Here is a 19,927-nt window from a genome sequence, read left to right on the forward strand (position 1 = left end):
TCACCCGCCAGGGGTTGCCGAGGTGAAAACCTCGTTCTCCACCGCCTTCGAAAGATCCGTCAACCGGCGCGCCAGAGCCTGCAATCGGCGATCCTCCTCATCGTGCGGCTGCCACGCCGGTACCGGCGTTGGCTTGCCGTCGGCCGCATCCAGCGCCACGAATACCATCACACAACGTGTCGCCAGGCGCTGCCCGCCCTCGCGCAAGTCACACGCCATCACATCGACCGCCAGGTGCATGCTGCTGGTGCCGGTATGGATGAGGCGGGCGTGCACGCTGACCAGGTCGCCGATCAGGATCGGTGCCACGAACTGGATGCCGCTGACCGAGGCGGTAACACAGTAAGCGCCACTCCAGCCCACGGCGCAGGCGTAACCCGCCTGGTCGATCCATTTCATCGCCATGCCACCATGCACTTTGCCGCCGAAATTGACGTCGGTGGGCTGGGCAAGAAAGCGGAAGGTCACTTCGTGTTGCTGTCCGGGCATGGGTCGGGTCCGCGTGCGCGAGGCTGGAGCGCCGATTATGCCCGGCCTGGGCCGCCCGGTTCAGCCGCCGATTTCCGGTGCCTGCACCGATGCCTTCGGTCGACAGTTTTCAGGGCATCTGCAGCGGGTCGTCGCTGTAGATCGCCACATGCGGCACGCCGTCCGCACCGATCCAGCCGCGGTACATGCCCTGGGTGTTGAACGGCATCGCCACGCTGCCATTGGCAGCGAGGATGATCGCGCCGCCGTCACCGCCAAGCTGCGGAATCTCCTCGTTGATGACCGCCTGCCCGGCTTGCCGCGCCGATTCCTTCAGCATCGCCATGCGCAGGCAGATTTCGCGCGCGGCTGAAACGCGGATGTAGAACTCGCCCCAGCCGGTGCCGGATGCCGCGCAGGCCACGTTGGCATAGGTGCCTGCGCCAACGATCGGCGAATCGCCGACTCGGCCATAGCGCTTGTCGGTCATTCCGCCGGTCGATGTCGCCGCGGCCAGCCGGCCCTCGCTGTCCCGCGCCAGCGCGCCGACCGTGCCGAAATGCCTCAGCGCCGCCAGCCGCGCGCCCAGCTTCTCGCCGGTGGCGTCATCCTTGCGCGCTTTCTGCAACTCCTGCCAACGCTTCTCGGTGCGGAAATACCCCGGATCCACCAGCTTGAAACCCTGTTCAACGGCAAACCTCTCGGCGCCCGCGCCGACCATCATCACATGTGGCGAATGCTCCATCACCGCGCGCGCCAGCAGCACCGGATTGCGCACGCGATGCACGCCAGCCACGGCACCGGCGGCCAACGTCGACCCGTCCATGATCGAGGCATCCAGCTCATTTTTTCCATCGTGCGTGAATACCGCACCCCTGCCGGCGTTGAACAGCGGATCATCCTCGAGCACGGTGATGGCGGCAGTAACCCCGTCCAGCGCCGGCTTGCCCGCCTTCAATGCGGCATAACCCTGACGCAGCGCCAGCTCCAGTGCAGCGCGCGCCTGCGCCTCGATCTGCGGCGTCATTCCGGCGCGCTCGACTCCGGCGCCACCGTGAATCACCAGTAGCGGCTTCACCTCGCCATGCAGATCCAGGTGGCCAGCGCGCACGTCGGCGACGGTCTCGAACACCGGATCCTGTACGCCGAGGTCGCGCAGGTCGATCCGGCTTTGCGTGCCGATCCCGGTCACCCGGATCCCGCGATAGTCCAGCGGCTTGCCAGCCTCGATCCGCGACGGCAGGCCATTCGGACGGACCAGCCAGGCGAAGCCGTTGTCCAGGGTGAACAGGCGGCCCTGGCCGTTGCCGTCGACGCACAAGGCAGCATCCTGGTCCACCCCCAGGCCAACCACGTCGGGATGGCCCTCGTGGCGCAGCCGGGCGACGAACGCAATCAGCCGGCCAAGTCGTCCGCGCGCATGAAAATGAGTGTCGGTGATGACGTGCTGCAGGTTCGGCATGTGCAGGAAGCCATCGACCAGGGTGACCGCCTTGCCCAGTGGATCAGCCAGGGCTTCCTCCGACCCGATGCTGCCGCCATCCAGCGCGCCATAGGCGAAATGACCAAGGATGGCCAAGCCCGCGCTGGTGCCGCCAATCGGCTTGCCTTGCGCAACATGCTGGTCGAGCAGCGTATTCAGCGGCGTACCCTTCCAGAACCGCATATAGTTGGCCTGGTCACCCCCGGCGATGAAGATGCCGTCGGCATGACGCACGATCTCCAGCACCCGTGGGTCACTGGCTGCCGCGCGGCTGTGGAACACCAGCGTCTGTACCGACGCCACTCCACCCACCTCGTCGTAGAGCTCCTTTTGCAGGTCGTCGGCACCGGACGCGCGCAGGATCACAAAATGCCCATGGCCACCCTTGGCAGCAAACCAGGCGAACGCCTGGTGTGGCCATTCGCCTCCACCCATCAGCATCAGCGCCGGCTCCGTATTGCCGGGGCGGACCGAGCCGGGATCGCCGATCCGGTAGTACTCGTAACCAACCCGCACGGCGGAAGCATCCGGCGCGCTGGCCGCGGCATTGCCGGCACCAAACGCCAAACTGCACAGCAACAGGCAGAACACGCGCCGCAGCGTGCCGCAGCGTTCCTTGAACAAGCTCATCGATCGATCCCCCGGGCGATTGCGGCACGGACCGGCGCCAGGCTGATCAACACCGGCCCACATCCCGGGACGAACCGACAGCGCAAATCCCCCACCCGAACGCAGATTGGCGCTCCGGCCCGAATTGCGGCTAATGTCGCGTCGTGGACGACTCCCTCAACAGCTGGTTTGCCCGCGAGATTCTCGTCCACGAGGGCGCGTTGATGCGCTATCTGCTGCGCAGCTGGTTCCGACGCGAGGAAATCCACGACCTGCGCCAGGAAATCTACGTGCGCGTCTACGAGGCGGCGGCAAAGACGCGGCCAGCGATGCCCAAGTCGTTCATGTTCACCACCGCGCGACATCTGATGACCGACCGGCTGCGCCGTGGGCGGGTGGTTTCGATCGACGCCGTGGGTGATATCGATGCGCTGAACGTCTTGATAGATGACATTTCGCCCGAACGCCACCTGGGTGCCCGTCAGGAACTCAGGCACTTGGGCAACGTATTCGATCGCCTGCCGCCGCGTTGTCGCGAAGTGGTCTGGCTGCGGCGTGTCGAGGACTTGTCGCAAAAGGAAGTGGCCGCGCGCATGGGAATCAGCGAGAAGACCGTGGAAAAGCAGATCGCCAAAGGCATGCGCCTCATCGCGCACTATTACTATGGCGGCATGCACGAGCCACAACCGGGAGACGCCGGGGCCGTTCAGGACGATGAGCATGGCCAACAGCAGACAGATTGAGCACACCGCTGCCGAGTGGCTGGCGCGCCGCGACGCCGCCGGATGGTCCGCTGCGGATCAGGCACAGCTCTCGACGTGGCTGGAACTTGCCTTGGCGCACCGTGTTGCCTTCATCCGCCTGGAGTCCGCATGGGCGCAGAGTGATCGACTGAAAGCGCTTGGCGCGGGTGTACCGCGCGGGGTCGTGCCCGTGCGGGGCTCACTGACCACTTCCGCGTTTGCCGATCGACACAGTCCGGACGCACGCGAATCGATACCGTCACAAACCGTGCGGACTACAGTACGCGGCATACGACGGCCACGGTACCGCTTGCGCTACGTGGCCGCCGCAGTCGTTCTGCTCGCGATGTCCTTGACCCTGAGCTGGCGGTACTACATAGCCACGGATGAAGCCACCTACCAGACGGCGCTCGGCGCCCTCCAGGTCGTGCACTTGGCGGACGGCTCGGTGGTTACGCTCAACAGCAACAGTCGCGTGCACGCCACACTATCTCGCAGGAAGCGCTCGATCGACCTGCAACAAGGAGAGGCATTTTTCGAGGTAGCTCGGGATCCCGGCCGCCCCTTTGTCGTCACTGCGGGAAGACGTCACGTGACCGCCCTCGGTACGGCGTTTGCGGTGCGTCGGGACACCAGCGATCTGCGCGTCGTCGTTACCCACGGCATGGTGCGTCTGGACGCGGACAACGCACCAGGTACCGTGCGTCAAGCGACCACATTGCTGCCGGCCGGTAGCGTGGCGGTAGCCGACGCATCAGGAGTCGTGGTTCATTCCGGTTCTGTGCAGCAGGCACGTGACTTCCTGAGCTGGCGCGATGGCTACCTGAGCTTTCGCAACACGCCACTTGCAACCGCAGCGGCGGAGTTCAATCGCTACAACGCACACAAGATCATCATCGCCGACAATTCGGTCGGTGCGCTGCGCATAGGTGGCAATTTCCGCTGGTCGAACACTGACGCCTTCGTACGCCTGCTCGAACAGGGCTTTCCGATTCGCGTGGTACGCCGCGACGATGCGATGGTGCTGTACCACCGCTGAGAGTTGCCCAGGCCAGCGCTGGCCGACTCAAGCACGCTTCCTCAGTCTGCATCCGGGCGACTGCTCTCCCTCGCCGAGTCTGCATGCGCAACAACCGGGGGCACGTGGGGGATCAGCTCATTTCGTTCGTCCCGCTATTCAACGGCGTCGAGATGCGCCTCACCTGGGGAGAGGTGCCCATGATCCGCACGTTACGTCACGCCATGTTCGCTCTGGCCTGTGCCTTGCCGATGCTGGCCAGCGCGCAGACGCAATCCACACCTGCCACCGTGAATATCCCGGCCGGTGATTTGTCCACTGCACTGGACACGCTTGCACGGCAATCCGGCGCGCAATTCATCTACCAGGCCGACCAACTCAAGGGCGTACGTACGCAGGGAGTGAGCGGCACCCTGTCAACGGATGCAGCACTGCAACGTCTACTGGCCGGCAGCGGATTCACGATCCATCGCGATACGTCGGGGGCCATGGTGATCGTCAAAGCTGACGCAAAATCCACGCCATCACAGCCGACGCCATCATCGTCCACCAGTAATCCCCCCGAAAATCAGGCTGACCGGGCAGCTGCCACCAAACTGGAAGCGGTTCAGGTGACCGGCTCGCGCATCCCGCGCACCGAAATCGAGGGCCCGGCGCCCGTGATCACCATCACCGCGCAAGACATCGCTCAGCGCGGCTTCGCGAACGTTCCCCAGATCATGGCTTCGCTGACCCAGAACCTGGGCGCACTCGACAACAATCAATACAACAACGGCTTTTCGGTCGGTGCCCAGGCAGTCGACCTGCGCGGCCTTGGACCCAACCACACCCTGGTGCTGGTCAATGGCCGGCGCATCGCCGACTACCCACAATCGTATGGCGGCAACAGCAACTTCACCGACATCTCCAACATCCCGACCTCACTGATCGAGCGTGTGGAAATCCTCTCCGGCAGCGCGTCGGCGGTATACGGTTCGGATGCCATCTCCGGGGTCATCAACTTCATCCTCAAGAAGAAGGTCGACCACACCACCGTCAGCTACCGCGTCGGCACCACCCAGCACGGTGGCGGAAATTCACAGCGCATCGACCTCACCAGTGGCTTCAGTCTCGGCAAACTGGACACCGTGTTCGGGCTCGAGCTGATCAACGACAAGCCGCTCTGGGCGATGGATCGCAGTTACACCGACTCGCAACTGGACAGCCCGGCCGATCCATCCCGGCTCCCGGCAAACCGGACCTTCGTGCGAACCGACGTGGACGGCAACTACCTCGATCCCGGAAAGGCCACCTGCGACCAGCTTTCCTATCTGGACCAGGGCAGCGTGTTCTACGCCTCGCGGCGTGGGTACGGGCCTGACGGTGGCCCCGGCTACTACTGTGGAACCTATCAGGACTACGGCTACTCCACGCTCGAAAACGGGCGCCGGATGGCCAACTTCTTCGGCTCGGCCACCTTCCACTTCAACGACTACACCGACTTGTACCTCGACCTGTTGGCCAGCACCTCGCACCAGGACAGCTACAGCTCGCCCAAGAGCTGGTGGAACTGTGAAATCGAAAACTCCGATTGCGCCGATACGCCGTTCTACAACACCGCCACCGGCCAGGTCGAGCAATGGGGTCGGCAATACTTCACCATCAACGAATGGGGTGGCTTCAAGCGTGCAAAGATCCGCAGCATCGGCAACACCTACTCGCTCAATACCGGGGTCAAGGGCACGCTGGGCGCGGGTAGCGACTGGACCTACGAGGCCAATTTCGAACACGCGCAAAATCAGCTCACGCAGAAATGGCCGGCAGTGGTGGCTGCCAAGGCCCAGGCGCTCTATCTGGGTCCATCCCTCGGCATCGACCCGGACAGCGGCTACAAGATGTATGACGCGCCGCTCAGCCGTCTCTACACCCCGCTGACTCCCGCGGAGCTGCGCTCGATCAGCCAGGATTCCAACGACCACGACAAGAGCCGCGCGGAAAACTGGTCGTTGACGTTCACCAACACCAACCTTTTCCAGCTGCCCGCCGGTGCGGTACGTTTTGCCGGCATCGCCGAATACGGCAACCAGTACTTCGGCCTCAAGGCCGACCCGATGTCGCTCGACGGCTCGTACTACAACCTGCACAACACCAGCGCCGTCGGGTCGCGCAGCCACGCCGCCGCCGGGTACGAATTCGATATCCCGATTTTCTCCACCCTGATGGCCACCACGGCGGGTCGTTACGACCGCTACAGCTACGGTCCCACGGATGCCGGCAAGTTCACCTACGCACTGGGTCTCGAGTATCGGCCCATCCAAAGCCTGCTGCTGCGGGGCTCGATGTCCACAGGCTTTCGTGCCCCTGACCTCAGCTATCTGTACGCAGGCCTGAGCGGATCCTCGTCCAGCGGCATCGACTATTACCTGTGCCGCACATTGGAACCCGATACGGCAGACGACTTCTCCGACGACTGTACCTACGGCGACGCCAGCTACAACGGCCAGAGCCACGGCAGCACCAACCTCAAGAACGAAACCAGCCGATCCTTCACCGGGGGCCTGGTATTCGCGCCCACCCGAAACTTCGACGCCAGCGTGGACTACTACCGCATCAAACTGAAAAACGAGGTCCTGTACCAGAGCACCCAGGACATCCTCCAGCGCGAAGCCGACTGCCGCATCGGTGCCACCATGGACGGCACCCCGGTGGGTACGTCCGCATTCTGTCAACAGATCGAAAGTCAGGTGTTTCGCAACGCCCCCGACGCGTCGTTCAATCCTGGCCAGGTCACGGCAGTCCTGGTCCTGCCCATCAATGCCGCGACCGACGAAACCTCCGGCGTCGACTTCAACACCCATTACCGGCTCGACACTTCCCGCGCAGGCAGGTTCGATTTCAACCTGGGCGCAACCTACGTGATCATGCACAAGACCCGGTTGTCGGCCGACACGCCCGTCGAGAACCAGTTGACCGACCTCTACAACTACCTGATCCCGCGCAGCAAGGCGAATGGCTCGGTGACGTGGACCTTCCACGACTTCACCACTACGCTGTACGGCTCACGCCTCAGTGGCATCCCCGACTACAACGGCACCAAGCGCATGGGACCCACGGCCCGCTACAACCTGACGATGGGTTACCAGATCACACCCGCCATCGACGTATCCTTGGCGGTCGACAACCTGTTCGACCGGCGACCGCCGCGCGACCCGACCTGGACCGGTTGGCCGTACTACTACCGGGCATGGTTCAACGCCACCGGACGTGCGTTTTTCCTGCAAGCGAACGTGCGCTTCGGCGGCAGCAACGGTGGCTAGGAGCGTGGGCGACAGAAACGCACCGAAATACACCTGCACGATCCACCTCGTCGCGATCCTCGGACTCGCATTCCTGTCGTCGCTGCTGCCGGCCGCGGCAACGACGACAGGGACATTCCAGCTCGACGACCTGCGCAGGATCGTGTCGCTCAGCGCGGCGCAAATCTCGCCCGACGGCAAGCAGGTTGCCGTGATCGTCTCCAGACCGAACTGGGAGACCGATGAAAACGAGCGGGAAATCGAGCTGGTGGACGTAGCCAGCGGCGCACGGCACACCTTCACCCACGCCCGCCAGAGCCCGTCTTCGCCCCGCTGGTCACCGGATGGGGCATACCTCGCGTTTTTGGCCAAGGATCCGAAAACACACAAGGACCAGGTATTCGTTGCGTCGATGCGCGGTGGCGACCCCCAACGTCTCACAGACAATCCGCAAGGCGTCGACAGCTATGCGTGGAGCCCGGATGGCAAGAGCATCGCATTCGTGGCCCAGGATCCGCCCCTCAACGCCAAGGCGATCAAGGCCCACAACAAGGTGTTCCGGGTTACCGACGGGCATTTTCTGTTGGACAAGGAGATCGCCCCTTGGCACCTCTGGGTGGTACCAGCCGCAGGTGGCCAGGCGTCACAACTGACCCACGGTGAATTCAGCCTCGGCACCGAGTCGGGCAGCACCACTACACCAGCGTGGAGCCCCGACGGTACCCGCATTGCCTTTACCAAGTTCCCGAGTGCGTATTGGGCGTCGTCCTTTCGCTCCGTGATTGCCGAAGTGGAGATCAAGAGCGACACCATGCGAACCGTGGTCGACGCGCAGGGTTCAGGCTATTTCACGTTTGCACCTGTCGGCGACCGATTCGCATTCCAGCGGCCACGCGACGGAGACCAGAACAATGGTGACGCGGTGTATGTGGGCAGCGACGACGGCGAGAATCGCGACGTCACTGCGGCGTTGGCGCGCCACTTCAACAGCTATGCGTGGATGCCCGACGGCCGGGCGCTGGTCACCTCAGGCGCGCTGGGTACCCATTCGGTGCTCTGGAAGCAGCCGCTCGTCGGGAAAGCCAGCTTGCTGCACCTTGGCGAGATACAAGCCAACGACGGCCTTGGCACTACCACCTCCGCCGGCCCAACCGGCGTGAGCGTTTCGAGGAAAGGTGTCATCGCGTTCATCGGAAGCACCACCACGCATCCCAGCGAGCTGTATATCCTCGATTCCATCGCCGCGAAGCCGCGACGACTCACCAACGTGAACGCGTTTCTCGACAAGCTTGACCTTGGACGCACGGAGTCCATCGAGTGGACAGGCCCTGACGGTTTTCACGAGGATGGTGTACTGACCTACCCGGTCGGTTACGAAACGGGCCGCAAGTACCCGCTGGTACTGGTGATCCACGGCGGACCGATGATTGCATCCAACGTCGGCTTCCAACGTCTGGCGCAGCTGTTGGCCAGCGCCGGATTCCTGGTCTTCCAGCCCAACTACCGCGGCAGCACCAACCTGGGTGACGCGTACCAGCACGCCATGTACCGCGACACCGGCGAAGGGCCGGGCAAGGACGTGATGGCGGGGCTCGCGGCAGTCGAGAAACTGGGCATCGTCGACATGACGCGGGTCGGGGTCAGCGGCTGGTCCTACGGCGGATACATGAGCGCGTGGCTCAGCAGCCACCATGACGTCTGGAAAGCCGCACTCCTGGGCGCACCCGTCACCGACTGGCTGATGGACTACAGCATCTCGTTTTACCAGGGGGGAGATGCCTTTTACTTCGGCTCGTCACCATGGACGAGCGAGGGCTGGGAGATATGGCGCGAACAGTCGCCGATCAACCATGTGCGCAATGTCAAGGCGCCGACGCTGATTCTGGGTTCAGTGAAGGACGCAAACGTGCCGCTGGTGAACGCGTTCGAGTGGTACCACGCGCTGCGCGACAACGGGGTGCCAGTGGAGTTTTACGCCTATCCGATAAGCTCTCACGTACCGCACGACATCGTGCAGGTCACCGATTTGTATCGGCGGTGGGTGGGCTGGATGGAGGAGCACCTCAAGCCATGAGCGCGCTGCTGCGGCATCACGCCGCGCCTGGATTCGCCGGCACAGGCACCGCGTAGGCGTTAAACGTTGAACAGGAAGTGCAGCACGTCGCCATCCTTGACGACGTAGTCCTTGCCTTCCTTGCGCAACCGGCCCGCTGCCGCCGCGCCTGCTTCGCCGTTGTACTGGATGAAGTCGTCGTAGCCGACCGTCTCGGCACGAATGAAGCCGCGCTCGAAGTCGGTGTGGATCACGCCGGCGGCCTGCGGCGCGGTGGCATCACGCTTCACCTGCCACGCACGCACTTCCTTCACGCCGGCGGTGAAGTAGGTCTGCAGGTCGAGCAGCTTGTAACCGGCGCGGATCACCCGGTTCAGGCCCGGCTCGTCCAGGCCCATGTCCTGCAGGAATTCATCGCGGTCGGCGTCCTCGAGTTGCGCCATTTCCTCCTCGATCGCGGCGCACACCGGCACCACCTCGGCGCCTTCGGTGAGCGCACGCGCACGCACGGCATCAAGCAACGGGTTGTTCTCGAAACCGTCGTCGCTGACATTGGCGATGTACATCAGCGGCTTCAGCGTGAGCAGGAACATGTCGCGCACCAACGCTTTCTCTTCGGCATCGAGGCCGATCGAACGCGCCGAGCGGCCGTCATTGAGCGCAGCCGACAATTTCTGCAACACCGGCTTTTTCGCCAGCGCTTCCTTGTCGTTGGCCTTGGCGGCGCGCTCGGCCTTGTTCAGCGCCTTCTCCACCGATTCGAGATCGGCCAGCGCCAACTCGGTGTCGATCGTCTCGATGTCGGAGATCGGATCGACCTTGCCGGCGACATGGATCACGTCGCCCTCGAAGCAGCGCACCACGTGGGCGATCGCGTCGACCTCGCGGATGTGCGCGAGGAACTTGTTGCCGAGGCCTTCGCCCTTCGACGCACCGGCGACGAGGCCGGCGATGTCGACGAACTCCATCGTGGTCGGGATGATCTTCTGCGGCTTCACGATCTCCGACAGCTGGTTCAGGCGCGGATCCGGCACCGGCACGATGCCGACGTTCGGTTCGATCGTGCAGAAAGGAAAGTTCGCCGCCGCGATGCCGGCCTTGGTCAGCGCATTGAACAGGGTGGACTTGCCGACGTTGGGCAGTCCGACGATGCCGCATTTGATGCCCATGGTTTGAAATCCGGGAATAGGGAATAGGGAATGGGAAATAGGGAATAGGGACAGCCGAGCCGGAAACGCTTTTGCGATTCCCGATTCTCTATTCTCTATTCTCTGCCGTATGCAACTGCTGCGTCGCCTTGTCGAACTGGCCGTCGACCGCCAGCGGCAGCACGTCCAGCGCGCGGGCGATGCCGCCAAGAATCGCGTCTTCGTCCTGCACCGATGGCCGGCCCAGCACCCATGGCGTGACCTGATCGCGATGGCCGGGATGACCGATGCCCACGCGCAGGCGATGGAACTTGCCGTGACCGAGGTGGGCCATGATGTCGCGCAGGCCGTTCTGGCCCCCGTGGCCGCCGTCGAATTTCATCCGCACGGTGCCGGCAGGCAGGTCCAGGTCGTCATGTGCGACCAGGCATTGTTCGGGTTCGATCTTGTAATAGCGCAGCGCCGAAACCACGGCGATGCCGCTCTTGTTCATGAAGGTGGCCGGCTTCAACAGCCAGACCGGTTCGCCACCGAGGCGCACGCGGCAGCTTTCGCCGTGCAGCTTGCCGTCGAAGGCAAAACGCTCGCGCTGACCGCTGGCGAGGACGTCAACTAGCCAGAACCCGGCGTTGTGCCGGGTTCGGAGGTATTCGGCACCGGGATTGCCCAGCCCGACGATGAGTCGCAAACCAGCCATGAGCGACCAGCCGCGCAATCCCGCGCCCTTGCGGACGCGGGATCACACGACTTACTTCTTGTCGCCAGCCGGCTTGGCGGCAGGCTTCGCCGCGGCGGCCTTGTTGGCCTCGGCCTCGGCCTCGGCGGCAGCGTCCTCGGCAGCGTCCGCCGCGCTCTCCCTGATCACGTTCACGGTGACCACCGCAATGTCGTGCGCCTCACCCAGCTGCAGCGCGGGCAGTTCGACATTGGGCGGCAGCTTCAGCTGCGACAGGTGGATGATGTCGCCGGCCTCGAGCGCGCCCAGGTCCAGCTCGATGAACGCGGGCAGGTCCTTCGGCAGGCAGGTGACTTCCACCTCGGTCAGGTTGTGCGAGATCACCACACCGGAGGTCTTGCCGGCCGGCGACTTTTCCTTGTTGAGGAAGTGCAGCGGAACGTTGGCGCGCAGCTTGGCGTTCTCGTCGATGCGCAGGAAGTCCATGTGCATCATCAGCTGCTTGAACGGGTGCTTCTGCCAGTCACGCACCAGCACCTTCTGCACCTTGCCGTCGACATTCAGGTCAAGCACCGAGGAGAAGAACCACTCGTTCTTGGCGGCGAGCAGGATGGTGTTGTGTTCGATCTGGATGCTTTCCGGCGGCTGGCCGGCACCGTAGACAACGGCAGGCACGAAGCTCGCATGACGCAGGCGGCGGCTCGCACCTTTCCCCTCGTCCTTGCGGCTCTGCGCCTTGATTTCATGAGTCTTGGTCATTTCAGTACTACCTTGGTTGGTGTTTGCCGCCTCGCGGCGGCTGGGTGACTTCCCCGCGACCAGGGAAGATCGTTATTTCACGCGGCATCCATGCCACGAAAAGCTCAACATCAAAACCGCCCATCCTGGGCGGACATTTCAATTTCTTTCACGCGGCATCCATGCCGCGAAAAACTGAACATCAAAACCGTCCATCCTGGGCGGACTTTCAAATTCTCAATCCACGTACAACGAACTCACCGACTCGCCAAAGGCGATGCGGCGAATGGTTTCGGCCAGCAGCTCGGCGACCGAGAGCTGGCGGATCTTGGCGCAGGCCTGCACTTCCGGGCGCAGCGGCAAGGTGTTGGTGACCACCAGATGGTCGAGCTGGGAGCCTTCGATATTGCTGATCGCCGCACCCGACAGCACCGGGTGCACACAGTACGCAACCACCTTGCGGGCGCCACGCTCCTTCAGTGCCGCAGCGGCCGCACACAAGGTGCCGGCGGTGTCGACGATGTCGTCGACCATCACGCAGGTCTTGCCTTCGACGTCACCGATGATGTTCATCACCGTGGACACGTTGGCACGCGGCCGGCGCTTGTCGATGATCGCCAGGTCGGCATCGTCCAGCCGTTTGGCGATCGCCCGTGCGCGCACCACGCCACCCACGTCGGGACTCACCACGATCAGGTCTTCCATGCTGTGGCTGCGCCAGATGTCGGCCAGCAGCACCGGCGAGGCATACACGTTGTCGACCGGAACATCGAAGAAACCCTGGATCTGGTCGGCATGCAGGTCCACCGTCAGCACCCGGTCGACGCCCGCGGCGCCGATCATGCTGGCGGCCAGCTTGGCGGTGATCGGCACCCGCGCCGAGCGCGGCCGGCGATCCTGCCGGGCGTAGCCGAAATACGGCATCACCGCGGTGACGCTGGCGGCCGAGGCGCGCTTCAGCGCGTCGGTCAGCGCCAGCAGCTCGAACAGGTTCTCTGCACTGGGCGCGCCGGTCGGCTGGATCACGAACACTTCCTGCCGGCGGACGTTCTCCTCGATCTCGATCTGCACCTCGCCGTCGCTGAACGTGCCGACCAGCGCCTTGCCCAGCGGCACGCCCAGACGATGGGCGACATCCTCGGCCAGCGCGCGATGCGCGTTACCGGTAAACAGCATCATCGGGGTGGACGTGTCCACAGGTATTACCTCGAAACTCAGCCATATGATGAATGGCTGGGGCGGCAGGATTCGAACCTGCGAATGCGGGAATCAAAATCCCGTGCCTTAACCAGCTTGGCGACGCCCCAGTGTTTTATGTGTTCGGTCGTGCCCGTTAGCCTGTACGTGCCCTTGCCTGTTTTGGTCAACTTCTTCCGCGCTGCCGCACCAACGCATCGTGCAGGGGTGAAACATCCATGCCGCGGGCCACGTGCGCCGTGAATGCCGCCGGGCAGCGATCCGCCACGGCGTGCGCCCGCGCCAGCGAACGCAGTTCCAGGAACACGCAACCACCGCTGCCGGAAAGCCGCGCCTCGCCGAAACCACCCAGCCAATCCAGCGCCTCGGCCACCCGCGGGTGCCGCGCACGCACGACCGGCAGGAAGGCGTTCTCGGCAGTTTCGCCCGAAGCAAAGGATGAAATTGTCGCCCGCGGCGCATTTCGTGTCAATTCAGGCGCTTGAAAGAGTGCCGCGGTCGGCACCGGTTCCCGTGGATCCAGCACCACGTAATGCCGCCGCGGCAGCCGGATCGGGCTGAACTGGTCGCCAATGCCCTCGCCCCATGCCGAGCGCCCGCGCACGAACACCGGCACGTCGGCCCCGAGCCGCCGCCCCAGCCCGGCCAGCACGTCCTCGTCCAGGCCAAGGCGCCACAAATGATTGAGCGCCACCAGCACGGTGGCCGCATCGGAACTGCCGCCGCCAAGGCCGCCGCCCATCGGAATGCGCTTGCCGATGTCGATATCCACCCCGACGACGCCGCCGGCATGCTGCTGCAACAACTGCGCGGCGCGCACGGCCAGGTCGTCCTGCGCCGACACTCCGTCGGCCCCGTGCAGGCGCCGGATCTCGCCATCCTCGCGCAGTCGCAGGCGAACCTCGTCGCCCCAGTCGAGCAGGCGGAATACGGTCTGCAGCTCGTGATAGCCGTCGGCCCGGCGGCCGGTGATGCGCAGGAACAGGTTCAGCTTGGCTGGCGCCGGCCAAGCGGTCCATTCGCCGCGTGCCGGCGCGGACAGGGGGCGGCTCATGAACACCCGCAAGTGGTCCGGAAAGCCGTGCTCACGATCGCGCTGCCGCGCATGCGCGAACGCCGGGTCGTCCTTGTCGACAACGGCAAAACCGTGTCGTGCATAGAACGGCGCATTCCACGGCACATCGGCCAGCGTGCCCAGGTCCATGCGCCGGTAACCCGCCTCGCGCGCCCAGGCACAGCCGTGTTCGAGCAGGGCCGCGCCGATGCCACGCTGGCCGTGTTCCGGCAACACGTCGATCTCGGCGACGCCGATCGCACCATCGGTCAACTCGTCATCGAGCCAGACGAAGCCGACCGGTTCAGCCGATTCGCCGAGTGCCAGCCACACCAGACCGCGATCGATCGCGTGTCCCAGCAGTTCGGGCGGAATCGCCACAGCCGAGTAGTGCGGCCATGCCGGATGCCCGCGAAACAGCTGCACGGCCTTGCGCTCGATGGCGCACAAGGCGTCGACATGGCTGGGCTGGGCGCGTTCGATCTGGATGGGCATGATGGTTGCGGGATCTGCGCGGCGACCGCGCCGCCAGCGAGACGCAAAGCCTAACCCAGGCAGGCGCGCTTATTGAAACTGCCAGGATTCGATCGACAGGCGCACCTTGTATGGCGGCTTCGACGCGTACACCTTGGTGGGCAGTGGCGGGTGTCGGCTGTCGTCCCAGGCAGGATAGTCGACCGTCCAGCCATCCTGTTGCAGCAGCGCGGGCAGCCGGTTCGCGCCAAAGCTGAGTGCGGCCGGGCCGCCATCGGCGCGCAACCCGAGCACCCACGCGCGCAGGTCGCGCAATGGCACCTCCCAACCGAGCGCCTTGCGCATCAGTGCCTCCGCATCAGGTCCCTGCAACGGACCGCCATCGAGCCCCTCCAGCAAGGCACCGTCCGGGCCGCCGCTGAGGCGGAAACTCTTGCCGGTGATCGGCGCGCGCAGCACGAAGACATAGTGGTCGCCTTGCTGGGTCCAGCTGAAGCTGCCGCTGCCGCCGTCACGGCCGTCGGACACCCCCAACCGACCCTGCAAGGCCCAGTGATCCGCCCCCGCCAGCGCCTGCTCGCGCACCCGTTGCGCGTCGAGCAGGCCCGCATCGCCCTGCATGCGCACCGCCGGCACGCAGGCGGCCAGCAGCATCGGCAGCAGCAGCGCCATGCAGCGCCATGATCTGCTCATGGATGAAGCCGCTTGAGCGCGTCCTGCAGGCTGCTGCTGTGCGGATCGAGCTTGCGCACCTCGTCGAAGATCTTTTGTGCATCCTGCCGGCGCCCCTGCTTCCACAGCACCTCGCCCAGATGCACGCCGACGTCGGCGTCCTTGCGCGCGAGCCAGGCGCCACGCAAGGTCTGCGCGGCCTGCTCCAGATGGCCGAGGCGATACTGCAGCCAGCCCCAGGAATCGGCGATCGCCGGGTCGTGCGGCTTGGCCGCACGTGCGGCCTGCAGCAGCTTCTCCGCCTCGGGCAGGTCGCGATCGGCGTCGGCCAGGGTGTAACCCAGCGCGTTGCTGGCGTCGATGTCACCCGGCTTCACCTTCAGCAGGTGCTGGAAGTCTTTCACCGCCCGGTCGATCTGGCCTGCCTCGGCGTAAGTCATGCCGCGTCCGTAGAGCAGCCCCGGATCGTCGGGCATCACCTGCAGGGCGCGGCTGAATGCGGTTTCGGCCTTGGCATAGTTCTGCTCGCGCAGGTAGAGCTCGGCGTCGGCCTGCCACGCCTGGCGCAGCTGGGCCGGCTGTTCGAGGTAGTCGATCTCCAGCTGTCCCAGCAATTGATGAGCCTCGCTGCGCTTGCCCTGCGCATGCATGATCAGGGCACTGCGCAAGGTGGCGTCGAAGGCATGCGGGTCCTCGTCGGCGACCTGGTCGTACCAGTTCAGCGCCTCGGCGTCGCGATGCTGCATTTCGGCCAGTTGCCCGAGCAGGTAGCTGCTGTGTGCCCGCACATCAGGTGCCGCCTGCTGCAACTCGCGATACAAGCCGACCAGGGTCTTCATGTCCTCATGGCGCGCGGCCAGCGCGGCGCGCATCGCGTAGATATCGGCGTCCTGGGCGCCGTGCGCGAGCAGCCGCGAGGCGGCCGCGTCGTCGCCGGACTCGCTGAGCATGCTGGCGTAGGCCAGTCGCAGGTGCGTGTTCTCCGGCGATTTCGCCAACGCCTTCTGCAACAGCGCCTGCGCACCCTTGCGATCACCATCCTTGAATTTCATCTGGGCCGCCCAGGCGTACGTCTCGGCGCTGTGGAAGCGCTGCACGGCCGCTTCGGCGATCTTCACTGCATAGGCGTGGCGACCCAGCTTGTCGCCCAGCTCGCTCATCGCCAACCAGGCCTGCGCGTCGGCAGGCAGCCGCTGCGGCGTGGCCAGCGCTTCGAGCAGGCGTGCCGCCTGGGCCTGGTCGCGTGCGGCCACCAGCACCCGACCGAACTGCCGCCACGCGTCCTTGGCGCCGCTGCCGGTGAGCAGCTCCAGTTGGCGTGCCGCCTCCGCGGCATCGCCATGATCGAGCGCCAGCTCGGCCCGTGCCTGAGCCATCTGGGTCGGCTTGGCACCGAGCGCCTGCCAGCGATCCAGCGCGCGCCGGGCGGCATCGCCGTCATGCACCGCAATCGCGAGACCGGCGGCCCGTTCAGCCACCGCCGGATCGAGGCTCAGCGCCATCGCCTTGTCGTAATGCGCGGATGCTGCCTTCAAATCGGTCCGACTGAGCGCCATCTCGCCGGCTAGCAATTGCGCCAGCAAATCGTGCTCCGCGTCCGGTGTGGCCACCACCAGCCGGGCCAGCGGCTGCGCCGTGGCGCTGGCGACAGGTCGTGACGGTGCCGTGGCGCAGGCATTCAGGACAAGCGCCAGCGCCGACAGTGCCGTAAAATGCCGCAGTTGCTTGAACTTGGTCTGCCAGCTCCGCACACTGTTCTCCATCCATCTGCCCGTTGCAGCCGTATCCATTGATGACCGGCGCCCAGGCCAAGCTTAGCCTACGCCGCCAAACTCCCGCCGCCGAGATGTCTCCCGCCTCATGCCGCTGATCGCCCTCGGGCTAAATCACCTCACCGCGCCGGTCAGCCTGCGCGAACAGGTGGCGTTCGACGAGGACGCCGCCGGCACGGCCCTGCTCGAACTGGCCCGCGAGCCTGGCGTCGAGGAGGCGATGATTCTTTCCACCTGCAATCGCACCGAACTCTATGTCGGCGTGGCGACGGGGGCGGAGGATATCCCGCAGGCGTGGCTGAGTCGTCACCACCATCTGACTCCGGGCAAGCTCGATGAGTTCCTGTACCGGCACGAGGAGCAGGATGCCGTGCGCCACATGTTCCGCGTGGCGACCGGGCTGGATTCGATGGTGCTGGGCGAACCGCAGATCCTCGGCCAGGTCAAGAACGCCTACCAGCAGGCACGGCACGCGCAGGCCCTGAAGGCGCCGCTGGACCGCCTGCTGCAGCACACCTTCGCGGTGGCCAAGCGCGTGCGCACGGATACCCGGATCGGCGCGCACACGGTATCCGTGGCATTCACCGCGGTGCGCCTGGCGGAACAGGTCTTCACCGACCTGGAGCAGGCCTGCGTGCTGCTGATCGGCGCCGGCGACACCATCGAACTGGCCGCCCGGCACCTCGCCGAGCGACGCGCGCGCCGCCTGATCGTCGCCAACCGCACTCTGGAAAGCGCGCAGGAGCTGGCCGGCCGCTACGGCGGCTATGCGATCGCGCTGGCCGACCTGCCGCAACATCTGGCCGAAGTCGACATCGTGATTTCGTCGACTGCCGCACGCCAGCCGATCGTCACGCGCGAGATGGTCGCACAGGCCATGGCGACGCGCCGGCGCAAGCCGATGTTCATGGTCGACATCGCGGTGCCGCGCGACATCGAGGAATCGATCAGCAGCCTGCCCGACGTGTATCTCTACGGCATCGACGACCTGCGCCAGGTGATCGACGACAACCGCCGCTCGCGCGAGGCCGCCGCCCGCGAGGCCGACGCCATCATCGACCTGCAGGTCGATCGCTACATGGCCTGGCGCCGCGCGCTCACATTGAGAAACCCCGCGCTGGACATGCGCCACCACGCGGAAGTCCAGCGCGACGAAGTGCTGGACAAGGCGCGCCTGATGCTGGCCCATGGCAAGTCGGCCGACGAGGCGCTCGCCTTCCTTGCCAACACGCTCACCAACAAGCTGTTGCACCACCCCAGCGCGCGCCTGCGCGAGGCCGCGCTGAGCGGCGACTTGGATCTGCTGCACGCGGCGGGGCGGCTGTACGGCCTGGATGACGACTCCGAAGCACCGTAGGAGCGCACCCTGTGCGCGAACCACCCAGCGATAATCCATGATCAGCGATCGCGCACAGGGTGCGCTCCTACACAGAAGCAAACGCCTCCTTCATGACGCCATCGATCCGCCGCAAGCTCGAAGCCCTCGCCGAACGCCATCAGGAAATCGGCCTGCTGCTGTCGCAACCCGAGGTGCTGGCCGACAACAGCCGCTTTCGCGCGCTGTCGCAGGAATATGCCCAGCTCGAACCGATCGCGGCCTCGCTGCGCGAGCACGAGCAGGCGGAGCGCGAACTCGCCGAATCGCACGCCATGCTGGAGGATGCCGAACTGCGCGAGATGGCCGTCGACGACGTGGCGCGGCTGGAACAGCGTCTGTTCGATCTCGACGGGGAGCTGCAGCTCCTGCTGCTGCCGAAGGACCCGCGCGACGAGGCCAACCTGTATCTCGAAGTGCGCGCCGGCACCGGCGGCGACGAGGCGGCGATCTTCGCCGGTGACCTGTTCCGCATGTACCTGCGCTACGCGGAAAGCCGCCGCTGGCACGTCGAGGTGCTCAGCGAGCACGCCGGCGAGCACGGCGGCTACAAGGAGATCGTGGCGCGCATCGAAGGCAAGGGCGCCTATTCGCAGCTGAAGTTCGAATCCGGCACGCACCGCGTGCAGCGCGTGCCGGAAACCGAGTCGCAGGGGCGCATCCACACCTCGGCCGCGACGGTAGCGATCCTGCCGGAACTCGACGAGATCGACGAGATCGAGATCAACCCCGCCGACCTCAAGGTCGACACCTTTCGTGCCTCCGGCGCGGGCGGCCAGCACGTCAACAAGACCGACTCGGCGATCCGCATCACCCACCTGCCCACCGGCACCGTGGTGGAGTGCCAGGAGGAACGCAGCCAGCACAAGAACCGCGCCCGCGCGATGAGCCTGCTGAAGGCGCGCCTGCTCGACGAGGCGCAGGGCAAACAGGCCGCCGCCCAGGCCGAATCACGCCGCCTGCAGGTGGGTTCCGGCGATCGCAGTCAACGCATCCGCACCTACAACTACCCGCAGGGGCGGATCACCGACCACCGCATCAACCTCACCCTGTATCGCCTGCCCGAGACCATGCAAGGCGACCTGCGCGAGCTGATCGACAGCCTGACGCGCGAACACCAGGCCGACCAGTTGCAGGCACTGGGCAGCGCCTGAGTCGCGCACCTGTCAGCT

15 protein-coding genes, 1 tRNA gene and 1 pseudogene are annotated in these 19,927 nt (G+C 65.1%); 6 read left to right on the forward strand and 11 right to left on the reverse strand.

Annotated elements, in window-relative coordinates; genetic code table 11:
- The 3 genes and pseudogenes from B0E47_RS16240 to B0E47_RS17380 all read right to left on the reverse strand — a co-directional run.
- Positions 1-489, reverse strand: a complete 489-nt coding sequence (locus tag B0E47_RS16240) for an acyl-CoA thioesterase (protein WP_077515277.1) — start codon at positions 487-489, stop codon at positions 1-3.
- 109 nt (positions 490-598) lie between these two features.
- A complete protein-coding gene (locus tag B0E47_RS17305; protein WP_254422984.1) occupies positions 599-1,600 on the reverse strand; it encodes an isoaspartyl peptidase/L-asparaginase in 1,002 nt (333 codons plus the stop codon).
- A gap of 444 nt (positions 1,601-2,044) precedes the next feature.
- Positions 2,045-2,644 (reverse strand): annotated as a pseudogene (locus B0E47_RS17380) (Type 1 glutamine amidotransferase-like domain-containing protein); the annotation flags it as partial.
- 140 nt (positions 2,645-2,784) lie between these two features.
- On the opposite strand from B0E47_RS17380, the gene B0E47_RS16250 reads away from it, so the two are divergent.
- The 4 genes from B0E47_RS16250 (at position 2,785) to B0E47_RS16265 (ending at position 9,670) form a co-directional block, all read left to right on the forward strand.
- Entirely contained in the window at positions 2,785-3,303 is a 519-nt protein-coding gene (locus B0E47_RS16250; RefSeq protein ID WP_077515415.1) for a sigma-70 family RNA polymerase sigma factor, read from the forward strand.
- A complete protein-coding gene (locus B0E47_RS16255; RefSeq protein WP_077515279.1) occupies positions 3,281-4,342 on the forward strand; it encodes a FecR domain-containing protein in 1,062 nt (353 codons plus the stop codon). The genes B0E47_RS16250 and B0E47_RS16255 overlap by 23 nt, the downstream gene beginning before the upstream one ends.
- 179 nt (positions 4,343-4,521) lie before the next feature.
- Positions 4,522-7,617, forward strand: coding sequence for a TonB-dependent receptor (locus B0E47_RS16260; protein WP_168171092.1), 3,096 nt, complete (start codon positions 4,522-4,524; stop codon positions 7,615-7,617).
- A 4-nt stretch (positions 7,618-7,621) separates the two neighbouring features.
- A complete protein-coding gene (locus B0E47_RS16265; protein WP_077515281.1) occupies positions 7,622-9,670 on the forward strand; it encodes a S9 family peptidase in 2,049 nt (682 codons plus the stop codon).
- A gap of 59 nt (positions 9,671-9,729) precedes the next feature.
- Here the strand turns inward: B0E47_RS16265 and ychF are convergent, their stop codons facing one another.
- From ychF to B0E47_RS16305, 8 genes are all read right to left on the reverse strand, one after another.
- Entirely contained in the window at positions 9,730-10,818 is a 1,089-nt protein-coding gene (gene ychF / locus B0E47_RS16270; RefSeq protein ID WP_077515282.1) for a redox-regulated ATPase YchF, read from the reverse strand.
- Between the two features lie 88 nt (positions 10,819-10,906).
- Entirely contained in the window at positions 10,907-11,494 is a 588-nt protein-coding gene (gene pth, locus B0E47_RS16275) for an aminoacyl-tRNA hydrolase (RefSeq protein ID WP_077515416.1), read from the reverse strand.
- 51 nt (positions 11,495-11,545) lie between these two features.
- Positions 11,546-12,232, reverse strand: a complete 687-nt coding sequence (locus B0E47_RS16280; RefSeq protein WP_077515284.1) for a 50S ribosomal protein L25/general stress protein Ctc — start codon at positions 12,230-12,232, stop codon at positions 11,546-11,548.
- 216 nt (positions 12,233-12,448) lie between these two features.
- Positions 12,449-13,390, reverse strand: a complete 942-nt coding sequence (locus tag B0E47_RS16285; protein ID WP_174567002.1) for a ribose-phosphate diphosphokinase — start codon at positions 13,388-13,390, stop codon at positions 12,449-12,451.
- A gap of 51 nt (positions 13,391-13,441) precedes the next feature.
- Positions 13,442-13,518 (reverse strand) — tRNA-Gln (locus tag B0E47_RS16290).
- 56 nt (positions 13,519-13,574) lie between these two features.
- Complete coding sequence (ispE, locus tag B0E47_RS16295) at positions 13,575-14,957, reverse strand: 4-(cytidine 5'-diphospho)-2-C-methyl-D-erythritol kinase (RefSeq protein ID WP_077515285.1); 1,383 nt, start codon at positions 14,955-14,957, stop codon at positions 13,575-13,577.
- Between the two features lie 69 nt (positions 14,958-15,026).
- Positions 15,027-15,629: a lipoprotein insertase outer membrane protein LolB gene (gene lolB / locus B0E47_RS16300; RefSeq protein ID WP_077515287.1), complete on the reverse strand. Its 603-nt coding sequence runs from the start codon at positions 15,627-15,629 to the stop codon at positions 15,027-15,029.
- Positions 15,626-17,371, reverse strand: a complete 1,746-nt coding sequence (locus B0E47_RS16305) for a tetratricopeptide repeat protein (RefSeq protein WP_077515288.1) — start codon at positions 17,369-17,371, stop codon at positions 15,626-15,628. The genes lolB and B0E47_RS16305 overlap by 4 nt, the downstream gene beginning before the upstream one ends.
- Before the next feature lie 97 nt (positions 17,372-17,468).
- On the opposite strand from B0E47_RS16305, the gene hemA reads away from it, so the two are divergent.
- Complete coding sequence (hemA, locus tag B0E47_RS16310; RefSeq protein ID WP_077515290.1) at positions 17,469-18,737, forward strand: glutamyl-tRNA reductase; 1,269 nt, start codon at positions 17,469-17,471, stop codon at positions 18,735-18,737.
- Positions 18,738-18,829: 92 nt separating this feature from the next.
- Positions 18,830-19,909 (forward strand): peptide chain release factor 1, encoded by a 1,080-nt coding sequence (gene prfA / locus B0E47_RS16315; RefSeq protein ID WP_077515291.1) that lies wholly within the window; start codon positions 18,830-18,832, stop codon positions 19,907-19,909.
- Positions 19,910-19,927: the final 18 nt, after the last annotated feature.

Source organism: Rhodanobacter sp. B05 (genome assembly GCF_002001085.1).
Lineage (GTDB): Bacteria > Pseudomonadota > Gammaproteobacteria > Xanthomonadales > Rhodanobacteraceae > Rhodanobacter.